Source organism: Grimontia celer, from assembly GCF_900055185.1.
Lineage (GTDB): Bacteria > Pseudomonadota > Gammaproteobacteria > Enterobacterales > Vibrionaceae > Enterovibrio > Enterovibrio celer.
This window is the reverse complement of the sequence record NZ_FIZX01000001.1, coordinates 937,481-949,745: the sequence shown is the minus strand read 5'-3', so window position 1 is coordinate 949,745 and position 12,265 is coordinate 937,481. Positions and strand designations below refer to the sequence as shown.

Genomic DNA, 12,265 nt, shown 5'->3' with positions numbered 1-12,265 from the left:
GCGTTATTCTCCAAACTGGATACGATGAAGCTGTGCGTATGCACCATCTTTGGCGAGCAAATCGGCGTGAGTGCCACGCTCAACAATCTCACCTTCATCGACAACCAGAATTTGATCAGCGTTTTCAATGGTCGACAGTCGGTGCGCAATCACAAGCACAGTGCGGTCTTTTTGTAACTCATCCAACGCTGCCTGAATAGCACGCTCAGACTCTGTATCCAACGCAGACGTTGCCTCATCGAGAATCAGCACTGGCGCATTACGCAGCAAAGCACGCGCAATAGCGATTCGTTGACGCTGACCACCAGAGAGGCTCACACCGTTTTCACCGATGATTGTGTCAAAACCATTGTCCATATTACGGATAAAGTCTGACGCATAAGCCAAGTCCGCTGCTCGCTCAATCTCTTCGCGTGTGTATTCACTTTCCGCGGCGTAAGCGATGTTGTTGGCGATGGTGTCGTTGAACAGGTGAACATTCTGAGAAACAATCGCTACATGATCACGCAGGTTACTCAGGGTGTAATCTTCGATTTTTACGCCATCAATGGTGATATCACCGCTGTCGATGTCATAGAAACGAGTCAGCAGGTTCGCAATGGTACTCTTACCAGAACCGGAACGGCCTACCAGCGCCAACGTCTGCCCTGCAGGCAAATCGAAGGTAACATGGTTAAGCGCTGGCGCATCTTTGGTTGGGTAAGTGAAGACAACATCGTTGACCTTAACATCACCTTTCACACGCTCTGCAACATGTTGACCATTGTCTTTCTCTGTTTCCAGTTCCATCAGCTCGAACAAGCTGTTACACGCAGCCATACCACGCTGGAATTGTGATGTCACGTTAGTCAGTGCTTTCAGAGGACGCATCAGACCGAACATGGCAGCAAATACAACAGCAAAAGTACCGGCGCTCAACTCACTGCGGATAGCGTCTGTGTTTGCCAAAACAAGCACAGCAACCAGAGCAAAAGACGCAATTAACTGAATCACAGGGTTAGCAATCGCCTGAGCAGATACCAGTTTCATGGTTTGCTGACGCATGCGGTTAGATACGTCTTCAAAACGCGCCTTTTCAACTTCCTGACCACCGAAGCTCAATACCACTTTGTGGCCTTTCAGCATTTGCTCAGCAGATGAAGTCACTGAGCCCATAGCTTCCTGCATGTTGGAAGAGATTTTACGGAAACGCTTGGAAACGATACGAATCGCAATAGCAACAATTGGCGCGATCACCAAAAGGATCGCCGAAAGCTGCCAGCTGTTGTAGAACATCAGAATCATCAGACCAATGATTGACGCACCTTCACGCACCAGGCTGACCAAAGCACCACTGGTCGCATTGGCAACTTGTTCTGAGTCGTAAGTAATACGGGAGAGAAGCGCACCGGAAGATTCTTTATCAAAGAAGCTCACCGGCATCTTCATGAAATGGTTAAACATGCGGCGTCGCATGGTCATCACGACTTTACCGGATACCCAAGAAAGGCAGTATGCAGAAACGAAACTCGACACACCACGAATCAGCATTAAGCCAACGAGATAGAGCGGCATCCATTTAAGGAAATCACTTTCGACTGCATCATACGTAAAGCCTTCATCAAGCAAAGGCTTAAGCATAGAAACCATAAGGGTGTCACCCGCAGCGTTAACAATCAACGCAATAACAGCAACCACCAAACCCGCTTTGTAGTTAGCGATGTATGGCCACAGCTGCTTAAAGGTTTCCCAGGTAGTTTTGTCTTGGTAGTTTGATGACATGTTATTTGCTTATATTCTTGCAAGTAGCGGGCATTCTACTCTTTTATTGGGGGTGGTCCAAACATCTTCCTGTACCAAAAAGGCTCGATATCAAGACGTTGGCTACTAACCCGCCAACCCTTGTCTGAGAAATGTACACTCACTTGGCCGTGTTGTCCGGTTTCATACCAGGAAATGTTGCGCTCGCGGTATCTATCGACAACTTCGGGGTTCGGCAAGTTCCAAGGAGTATATCGACCTGTCGATGCGATCGCCGCGTTGGGATTGACTGCATCGATAAATCCTGACGATGAAGACGTCTTGCTACCATGATGAGGAACCAGCAGTACATTTGCACTGACATCAGCGTCCCACTCTACCAGCCAGTTCTCCTGCTCTTTGGGTAAGTCTCCCGTCAGCAATACTGAATAATTTTCGTCTGAGATACGTACAACGCAAGAGTCTTCGTTTTCTGCCTCTTCAGATACTTCTTTGGGATATAGCACCTCGAAGTTCAGCGATTGCCATTGCCAGCCTACACCGCGGACACAAGGAATATACCCACCGCCAGTTTCAGGCGCTCTCACCCAATCTGGAGAAAGGTTTTCAATGACCCAATTTTCCCCGCCGGAATGGTCATTATCTCCGTGACTTAAAATTAACCCGGTTAGTTTGCTGTTTCTGGAAGAAATAATGGGCTCAATCACGGATTGCGCGATACTGCCTGAAGACCATGCAGCGCCGGTGTCATAGAGGATGGCCTCTCCATTCTTTTCGACTAACACTGCCAGTCCGTGTCCGACATCAAGAATATCGACCTTCCATCCTTCCGTTTTTTGCACTGAGCCACGCCAGCTTACCAACGTCATTATCAGTGCAAGCAACAGAATTTTTATCCCCGAAACCTTCGAAATAGCCACGAGATAAAAAGTCGCCACAACAACAAGCACAAACATAATGGATGTGTGTTGAATATCCAGCCACCCTATATCGGCATGGTTTAACATCTGACGAATAGGCCAAAGTGAATAGTCAGCGAGACGCCATAACCACGCGGCGCTAAATACTGAACTCGTAAGAAGCGAGAGCAATATGATTGGTACCGTCAGCAGACTCACGATGGGCACAGCAATTAGATTGCAGAGTAAAGAAAGGAAACTGACTCCTCCAAACCATGCCCATGTAAGCGGTAACATGCCGACAATGAGATAACACTGCATGCGAAATAGCTGGATGACGTAATTCAACGGACCTTTCGACTCTCCTCGTCCAGTCGTAAACGTCATAACGCAAAGAACCATCACCGCACCAAAGGAAAGCCAGAAACTGACGGAGAACACCGACAGCGGATCAATAAGTAATACAATGCCCAGCACTAACAAAAAGGTATTGAAAGGACTAACGCTAAAACCCGATTGTCGAATCGCCATGAAAACGATCAAAGCAATGAGCGCTCTTTGAGCTGTTAAAGAAAAGCCCGCCAACCAAGCATAGGTGATAGCACACCCCAAACCTGCAAGTATCGAAAGCCAGAGATATCTATCTGATCGATTGAATAGCGGCAGGCAAGCTTTAGTGACACTGTAACCAAAGAAGAATGCCAAACCGATATGAAGACCTGAAATCGCGAGAAGGTGTGCCAAGCCTGTATTCCTGAGCGTCATCCAATCTTGGCTGGTTAGAAAGGCCCTTTCACCAAACGCGAGTGCAATGAGAAATGCGCTGTTTTCGAAAGGAAGGATTTGGGGAAATGTCCGGTCAAAAAGCCACTGCCTAGCAGATATTTCCTCGTCAATCAGACTCGCAGAAAGTACCGTGCCTTTGGCATGAATATGTTTTGAGAGAAAATAGGTTTCTGCGTCAAACCCTGCTTCGTTTACCCTGCCATAAGGTTCACGGATTCGGACCTTCAGCTCCCAGTATTGCCCTTGTTTTACGGGAGATTCACTGCGCCAATAAAGACGAGCACGGAATTTATCAAAGGCGCTCAATTTCCGTCCATTCACCGTGTCGACATCAAAGATTACACTTGTTTGCTGATTTTCCCCTGTAAAAAGGCTGCCAACTTTGCCCGCTATGGTAGTATTCTGAACCACTGTCAAAGCGGTACTGGTTTTAAACAAATGCAGTGACGCAGCACTGGACGCCACCAGACAGCCAATGGTGAGACCAATTACAAACAGGGGAACGCGTTTGCATTGGACAAGGATGACAGCGAGAAGCCCAAGTATTAGCGAGGGTTCCGGGAGCGCTGGCCACCATCTAAGCGAGACTATAGCCACCACGATACCGAACATGATTTTCATATCGGTAGCCGTTCCGTGTGAAATGAAGATCTATGCCAAGAAAAATAATTAAAAAATTTCTCCCCAGACACGACGTTATCCGCAAGCAAAAGGCGCTGGCGGTCTTTGGCAATCTGCTTTATGACCCTAACCTTTGGTGCTTGAACCGTCGCTCTGCGTCTGGTGCATTTGCCGTTGGCCTGTTTATGGCATTTGTTCCGCTGCCGAGCCAGATGATCATGGCTGCTGGCCTTGCGATCATGTTTGGCGTTAACCTGCCCCTTTCTGTTGCATTGGTTTGGATCACCAACCCCATTACCATGCCTTTGATATTCTGGGGCGCTTACAAAGTCGGAACATGGTTGATGGGCACGCCCGACTACCACTTCCACTTTGAACTGACTTGGGATTTCCTGTTCAATCAAATGAGCCAGATTGGACCTCCTTTCCTGTTGGGTTCCTTCGTTTGTGGCGTGGTATTTGGTCTTATCGGGTATTTTGGTGTCAGGGGGATTTGGCGATATTCCGTGGTCAGAAGCTGGCAAAAACGCCGCCTACGCCTGCCAAAAATCAAAGCGCTAAAGAAGAAAAAAACCAAAACTGACAGCTAGAAAACGAAAACAGACACATAAAAAAATACCCCGCATTGGCGGGGTATTTTTTTATTCCGATTCAGGCTGCGAGCCGATATGCGACCTTTTCGCCTTAAGATGTAATCGCGCAACTTATCACCGTTACCTTGCGCTCAATACAGCAGCGGGTTGCAACTTGCAGGCTCGCTGTGCGGGATACCACGTTGCCAGTAGACTCAACACAATCGCGGTGACGGATACCAGTAAGACATCCCCCATTTGTAGTTGAGTTGGCAGGAAATCAACAAAGTAGATATCACCTGAGAGGAAGTCCTGACCTGTCAGTGTTTCAATCCCGCCAACAATTGTTGTCAGGTTCAGTGCAATCAAACATCCCGCAGCCGAGCCCACCAGGCTTCCTATCAAACCGGAAAGAAAACCGTGCCAGATAAAAATGGATCGGATCAGGCCATCTTTTGCGCCCATAGTTCGCAGTACGGCGACATCTGCGGCACGGTCTTTCACTGCCATCATCAAGGTAGACACAATGTTGAAGCAGGCCACGCCGATGACTAACACCATTACCAGATACATAATCGCGCGCACCATCTGGATATCGCGATAAAGGAAGCCGTATTCCTGCGTCCAGTTTTTAAGGTAAACATACTCTTTGAGCGTGTAACCCACTTCACGAACAATCTTTCGCGCTTCAAGTGGGTCTTTGACTCTCAGTGCAACGCCGGAAACCGCATCACCCATATCAAGATATTGCTGTGCATCCTGAATAGGCACCAGCGCCAAGCCATGATCAACCTGACCACCCAAGCTAAGCACCCCAGACACCTGCATGCGGATACGTTGCGGCGCACGCAGCTTTAATTCTGGATCCGGCGAAGGCACCAACGCTGTCACCCAATCTCCGACTTCAACACCCAAACCATCTGCAATGCCTTTACCCAGCACCACGGCATGGTTTCCTGGAGTGAGTGTCGACCAAGCGTTATCAAGCACGTAATCACCGATATTACTGACACGCACTTCCTGTTCTGGGTCAATACCGCGGATTTGCACCGGCTTTAAGTTGGCCCCTTTTTCCAACAAGGTCGTAAACGTCACATAGGGTGCACCTGCAGAAACCCATGGGTTAGCTTCTGCGGTTTCTTTCATCTCCTGCCACGCTTTTACTGGCGCTTCTACACCTTCAAGTTGGGCATGGGGAATCACTGCCAGCACGCGGTTATTCAATTCGCGTTCGAAGCCGTTCATTGCTGAAAGGCCAACAATAATGACCATTACACCCACTGAAATACCAATCATGGAAGAGACAGAAATGAAGGAGACCAGCTTGTTGCGTCGTTTGGCTTTGCTGAATCTGCGCCCGATAAACAGCGCTAAAGAATCCATCATGATGCCACGGCCTCAGCGTTCGACTCCACAAACTGACCATCCAGCATTGAAAGCTGACGATCCAGTTTCTGCGCAAGCTCACGGTCGTGAGTCACCACCAAAAAGGCGGTATTGAATTCCTTATTTAACTCTCGCATTAGATCGTAAATATCCAACGCAGTTTTGTGGTCGAGGTTACCGGTTGGTTCATCTGCCAATACCAGCGCCGGACGATTCACTACAGCACGGGCAATCGCAACACGCTGGCGCTCACCACCGGAAAGCTCTGACGGACGATGCTCACCACGATGGCCCATACCAACTGCTTCCAGCATTTCCATCGCGCGACGCTTCGCTTCAACAGGCTTCTCACCGCCAATCATCAGCGGCATGGCTACGTTTTCTACGGCCGTAAAATCCGCGAGAAGGTGGTGGAACTGATAAATAAAACCAATGCTTTGATTTCGCAGCGTCGCCTGCTCTGAGGCTCGCATTTTCATCAGGTCTTTGTCTTCAAAAAACACATCACCTTCGGTCAATGTATCCAACGCACCAAGAATATGGAGAAGCGTACTTTTACCCGAGCCCGACGCACCAACAATTGCTACCAGTTCGCCTTTTTCAATCGAGAACGACACGCCTTTTAATACGTGAGTTTCCAACTCCCCTTCCTGATAAGTTTTGGTGACGTTGGAACAGGTTAACAATGCATTACTCATAGCGAAGCGCCTCGGCTGGACGAACAGAAGCCGCCTTTAACGACGGGAACAGGGTTGCAATAAGACTTAGTGCGATCGCACCAATCACGACAGAAAGCACTTGCTCAGGTTTCAGAACCACTGGCAGCGACAATCCGCCCCCCAACAAGCTCAAGTTGAATATCGCCATGACTTCATTGATGTTCAGCGCCAATACAGAGCCCGCAACGCCGCCCAGCAGTGCACCAATTACACCGCTGCTGGCACCTTGGACAACGAATAACGCGACGATACCGTTATGGTTCATACCTTGTGTTTTGAGAATGGCAACTTCAGATTGCTTCTCCATCACCACCATGATCAGTGCGGAAATGATATTAAACGCCGCAACGAGGATGATCAGGCTCAGCATCAATCCCATCATGTTCTTTTCCATTTTTACGGCCTGGAACAACTCACCACGCAGCGCACGCCAGTCTGACCATTCATAGCCCATGCTCTCTGCGACTTTTTCAAGTATCGGCACGTTGAAAGGCTCTTCAACAAAAAGCCTTAGATCCGCTGGCTGGGAACGGGGAAGACGCATGAGACGAGCGACATCATTGAGATTACCGAACATCAGTTGATTATCGACATCAGTCGCCGTGTCGTAGATACCTGTTACGGTGAAATTACGTTGGGAAGGTATGCGTCCTACAGGGGTAAACTGGCTGGCGCTGGTGATCATCACACGGACTTTATCCCCCACAGAAACGTCCAGATCGCGCGCCGTTTTGCGGCCCAGAACCAGATTGTAACTGCCTGGCGTCAGTAAATCGAAGTCACCACGAACCATAAATTCACGGATTGGCTCACGCGCGCCAACATCCACGCCAAGTAACTTACCGGCCGAAATGGACTTAGGGCTCTGAACAACTGAGTCAGTGCTGACGATAGGTGCTGTTCCCGTCACGCCTTCAAGATTAGCCAAGGTGTTAACGTCCGGCGCGTGTTGGGCATCGCCCGCCACAATGGCTTGTGGAATCACACCAAGAATGCGGTGTTTTAATTGGCCTTCAAAGCCGTTCATCACAGAAAGCACGGTCACCAGCGCCATCACACCAATGGTGATACCCGCCGTTGACATATAAGAGACAAAGCGGCCGAATTTATCGCCGGATCGTCCCCTCAGATAGCGCAGCCCTATAAACACCGGTAAAGGGTGAAACATAAAATGAGATCTCAAAACGTTGTTTCGCAGTAAAAAGGTCTGTTGACCTTAGAGAGAACCACAAAAACAAATAACAATCTTTGGCAAGAAGAATACCTTTTAGGTCAGCTAATTGCCACGAAACCACATGTGGAACACGGTAATCAGATGCTTTTTCAAGCTAAACGTTCCGTAATTTAAACAACCTGAAGTATCGAGCTTGTCTAAGTGCTGTGAAAATAAACACTTCTTCAACAGGCTGATTGGGTAAATCGTGCCACTGCGGGTATAATCAATAGCACTACAGGGTTTTAGGATTACTGATGAGCCAGGACGAATACTTTTCCGTACATGCGCACCTCAAGATCAATGTTGAGGTTCTTGGGGACGACGAGCATGTGCCTTCTGAAGCCGAATTTGGCCGAGAAATCCCTGTCGCTTTTCGCATTGCAAGCGAATGTGGAGACCTCGACAGCAGCGTGGAGAAAGAAATTCATGCCCTGCACCACGATGACAGCCAAGCCCTGACCAAATTCCTGCAGGCCCAGAATCAAAAAATCAACCTGCTGCTCGGCTTCATGCTATCGCAACAGGACAACCCTAAACTCCGTTATCAAACCGAAACCTTCGGTGCAAGCAGCCTTACTTTCATTGCACGAAAAGCTTTCGAGAAAGGTCAGCATGTGCGATTGAAGCTCTTTCTTGAGAACCCACCTTCTGCTATTTACTGCTACGGTAGCGTCTACGGCTGCAAAGAAAAAAACGGTAAGTTTGCTGTTGGCGTGAAATATATTCGCCTTCAAGAAGAAGACAAAGACGTGTTAATCCGCGCTGCGCTTCATCAACAGCAAAAACTCCTCCGTCAACGCGCATTGGAAAGAAACAGTTAAGCCCCAGAATTCATGACTAACAACGCATTATTTGATTTACCTGCTCCTGAAAAAGCAGGAGACACCCGCGTCATCGCTAATCTGATCGGCGCCTCTCTTCCCCTGACGGTTGCTACCCTTGCCGAACAGCAGAATCGCTTCATTTTGATGGTGGTGCCGGATAACCAAACCGCCCTCAAGCTGCAACCTGAGATCAAACAGTTTACTGGTCGCGAGTGTCACGTTTTTCCTGATTGGGAAACCTTGCCCTATGACAACTTCTCACCGCATCAAGACATAATCTCCGACCGCATCGCGCGCTTGTATCAATTGCCGCAACAAACCAATGGTATCTTGCTGATCCCTGTCAGCACACTCATGCAGCGCGTCATGCCGCGTTCGTTCTTGGTTCAGCATGCGCTAATGGTGAAAAAAGGCGATTTGCTGTCACTGGAAAAACTGCGTTACCAGCTGGAACTTTCAGGCTATCGTCATGTTGATCAAGTCATCGAGCATGGTGAATACGCAAGCCGCGGTTCTATTCTCGATCTCTTTCCAATGGGCTCAAACCAACCTTACCGTATCGACTTCTTTGACGATGAGGTGGATACCATCCGTGAATTTGACCCAGAGAATCAGCGTTCGACACAAGAGTTGGACAGCATCAACCTGCTACCTGCCCATGAATTCCCAACGAATGATGAAGCAGTTGAGCAATTTCGCGGGCGCTGGCGTGAACGCTTTGAAGCTCGTCGTGAACCAGAATCTATCTACCAGCAAGTCAGTAAAAAAACCTGGCCAGCAGGCATCGAGTACTGGCAGCCACTGTTCTTTGATGAAACAGAAACCCTGTTTGATTATCTGCCAAAGAATACCTTGGTACTGACTAAAGGTGATGTGGAATCAGCCGCCAAACAATTTTTGAGCGATGCGGATTACCGCTATGACCAACGACGTGTTGATCCTCTTCGTCCATTGCTGCCACCAAACGACATCTGGCAAAACGTTGATGAACTGTTTGGAGCTTTTAAGAACTACCCACGCATCAAGGTTCAAATCGACTCGACGGAAGACAAAGCGGGCAGAACCAACGCCCCTATTACCCCTCTTCCAGAACTGACCGTTAATCAACAGCTCAAAGAGCCACTGGGCGCGCTAAGACAATTCACTGAAGAGTTTTCCGGCAAAATCATTTTCTCGGTGGAAACAGAAGGCCGCCGAGAAGCCATGCTGGACCTGCTTGCACGCATCAAAATTCGCCCTATGGTTTGTGGGTCACTCAATGAAGCATTCGATACTCCCACCAATTTCGCTATGGTTGTCGGCCCAGCTGAAATTGGCTTCCAATGCGAAAGCCCTTTATTTGCGCTAATTTGTGAAAGCAATCTGCTCGGCGAGCGTGTTGTTCAGCAGCGTCGCCGTGACAATAAAAAAGCCACGACTAATTCCGACACCATTATCCGTAACCTGGCGGAACTTCAGATAGGGCAACCCGTTGTTCACCTTGAGCATGGTGTTGGCCGCTACCTCGGTCTGCAAACCTTGGAAGCCGGTGGTATTACTACTGAATACGTCACGCTCGAATACCAACAAGGCTCCAAGCTTTATGTGCCCGTTGCTTCTTTGCATTTGATTAGTCGCTACAGTGGTGGTGCAGAAGAAACCGCACCGCTGCACAAGCTTGGTGGTGAAGCATGGGAGAAAGCCCGTAAGCGCGCGGCAGAAAAAGTCCGCGACGTAGCAGCAGAACTGCTTGATGTATACGCCAAGCGCGCCACTAAACCGGGCTTTGCGTTCAAACATGACAGAGAGGCTTACCTCGACTTCTGCGCAGGCTTCCCGTTTGAAGAAACCGCCGATCAGAAAAACGCCATTAATGCGGTGCTATCTGACATGTGTCAGCCAATTGCAATGGACCGTCTTGTTTGTGGTGACGTAGGCTTTGGTAAAACTGAAGTGGCAATGCGCGCCACTTTCCTTGCGGTGAATAACAGCAAGCAAGTAGCAGTGTTGGTGCCGACTACCCTACTCGCCCAACAGCATTTTGAAAACTTCCGCGACCGTTTTGCTAACCTGCCAGTACGCGTTGAAGTGCTTTCCCGCTTTAAGTCCGCGAAAGAGCAAAAGCAAATTCTGGCAGACAGCGCCGAAGGTAAAGTCGATATTCTTATCGGTACCCACAAGCTTCTTCAAAACGATGTGAAGTTCAACGATCTGGGTTTGTTGATTGTCGATGAAGAACACCGATTCGGCGTGCGCCAAAAAGAGAAAGTGAAAGCAATGCGTGCGGATGTCGACATCCTAACGCTCACCGCAACGCCAATTCCGCGAACACTCAATATGGCAATGAGCGGCATGCGCGACCTTTCAATTATCGCTACGCCGCCTTCTCGCCGACTGGCGATAAAAACATTCGTCCGTGAGCGCGAGAAATCACTGATCCGTGAAGCGCTGCTTCGTGAGATCATGCGCGGTGGTCAGGTTTACTTCCTGCACAACGACATTGATTCGATTGAAAAAACTGCTGATGAATTGGCAGAGCTGGTGCCAGAAGCACGCATTACTGTGGCACATGGTCAGATGCGAGAGCGCGAACTGGAACGCATCATGTCTGATTTCTATCATCAGCGTTTTAACGTATTGGTGTGTACCACCATCATTGAAACCGGTATCGACGTTCCGACGGCTAACACCATCATCATGGACCGTGCTGACCACCTTGGCCTTGCTCAGCTTCACCAGTTGCGTGGCCGTGTTGGTCGTTCGCATCATCAGGCTTACGCCTACTTGCTAACCCCTCACCCAAAACGCATGACCAAAGATGCAGTCAAACGCTTGGAAGCCATTGCTTCACTCGAAGATTTGGGCGCAGGCTTTACGTTGGCTACCCACGATCTAGAAATTCGTGGTGCGGGTGAACTTCTGGGTGATGAGCAAAGTGGTCAGATTCAGTCGATTGGTTTCACCTTATATATGGAAATGCTGGAGCAAGCCGTTGAAGCCTTAAAAGAAGGCAAAGAGCCATCACTTGACGATCTTCTTAATCAACAGACAGATGTTGAGCTTCGACTTCCGGCATTATTACCCGACAGCTACATCCCGGATGTCAATACGCGCCTGTCACTGTACAAACGTATTGCGGGAACCAAATCTTCCGATGATATCGAAGAGTTGCGCGTTGAGTTGATTGATCGCTTCGGCTTACTACCTGATGCAGCGAATAATTTGCTCAAAGTACAGCAGCTCAAACTGGATGCAGCGAAACTGGGTGTACGTAAGATCGACGCACACGACAGAGGCGGTGTGATCGAGTTTACTCAAAACGCCCAAATTGATCCCGGCTTCCTGGTGGGTCTGTTACAATCCCACCCAAGCCGTTATCGTTTTGAAGGACCAACCAAACTCAAAATCGTAGAATCGCTCACTGATCGCCGTGAGCGGGTTGAGTTCATCGAAACACTATTAAACCAATTTGCCGAGAATTTATTGGTTGCCTAGAAGAAGGCAACTGGCTTTAAAACGGAGT

Annotated in this window: 8 protein-coding genes; 3 read left to right on the top strand and 5 right to left on the bottom strand. The window is 48.9% G+C overall.

The features are described from left to right. Nucleotides 1–3: 3 nt before the first annotated feature. Both msbA and GCE9029_RS04285 read right to left on the bottom strand, forming a co-directional pair. The gene (gene msbA, locus GCE9029_RS04290; RefSeq protein ID WP_062661183.1) at nt 4–1,761 is read right to left on the bottom strand and encodes a lipid A ABC transporter ATP-binding protein/permease MsbA; all 1,758 of its coding nucleotides are present in this window, start codon (nt 1,759–1,761) and stop codon (nt 4–6) included. Between the two features lie 35 nt (nt 1,762–1,796). Then, nucleotides 1,797–4,046, bottom strand: a complete 2,250-nt coding sequence (locus GCE9029_RS04285; RefSeq protein ID WP_062661182.1) for a DNA internalization-related competence protein ComEC/Rec2 — start codon at nt 4,044–4,046, stop codon at nt 1,797–1,799. A gap of 32 nt (nt 4,047–4,078) precedes the next feature. Between GCE9029_RS04285 and GCE9029_RS04280 the strand changes: the two genes are divergently transcribed. After that, complete coding sequence (locus GCE9029_RS04280; RefSeq protein WP_046305865.1) at nt 4,079–4,636, top strand: DUF2062 domain-containing protein; 558 nt, start codon at nt 4,079–4,081, stop codon at nt 4,634–4,636. Between the two features lie 123 nt (nt 4,637–4,759). Here GCE9029_RS04280 and lolE read toward each other — a convergent pair whose 3' ends face one another. Genes lolE through lolC form a run of 3 tightly spaced genes read right to left on the bottom strand, consistent with a single transcriptional unit; the run spans nt 4,760 to nt 7,891 of the window. Next, the gene (gene lolE, locus GCE9029_RS04275; RefSeq protein WP_062661181.1) at nt 4,760–6,004 is read right to left on the bottom strand and encodes a lipoprotein-releasing ABC transporter permease subunit LolE; all 1,245 of its coding nucleotides are present in this window, start codon (nt 6,002–6,004) and stop codon (nt 4,760–4,762) included. Further along, nucleotides 6,001–6,702 carry a lipoprotein-releasing ABC transporter ATP-binding protein LolD gene (gene lolD, locus GCE9029_RS04270; RefSeq protein WP_062661180.1) on the bottom strand — a complete coding sequence of 234 codons (702 nt, stop codon included), beginning with the start codon at nt 6,700–6,702 and terminating at the stop codon, nt 6,001–6,003. The genes lolE and lolD overlap by 4 nt, the downstream gene beginning before the upstream one ends. Next, on the bottom strand, nt 6,695–7,891 hold the full coding sequence (gene lolC / locus GCE9029_RS04265) for a lipoprotein-releasing ABC transporter permease subunit LolC (protein ID WP_062661179.1): 1,197 nt from the start codon (nt 7,889–7,891) through the stop codon (nt 6,695–6,697). Before lolC ends, lolD begins: the two co-directional genes overlap by 8 nt. A gap of 302 nt (nt 7,892–8,193) precedes the next feature. Here lolC and GCE9029_RS04260 point away from each other — a divergent pair, with 302 nt between their 5' ends. Together GCE9029_RS04260 and mfd are read left to right on the top strand one after the other, a co-directional pair. Further along, nucleotides 8,194–8,760, top strand: a complete 567-nt coding sequence (locus GCE9029_RS04260) for a PilZ domain-containing protein (RefSeq protein WP_062661178.1) — start codon at nt 8,194–8,196, stop codon at nt 8,758–8,760. Nucleotides 8,761–8,772: 12 nt separating this feature from the next. Continuing rightward, nucleotides 8,773–12,237, top strand: a complete 3,465-nt coding sequence (mfd, locus tag GCE9029_RS04255; protein ID WP_062661177.1) for a transcription-repair coupling factor — start codon at nt 8,773–8,775, stop codon at nt 12,235–12,237. The last annotated feature ends 28 nt before the right edge of the window (nt 12,238–12,265 follow it).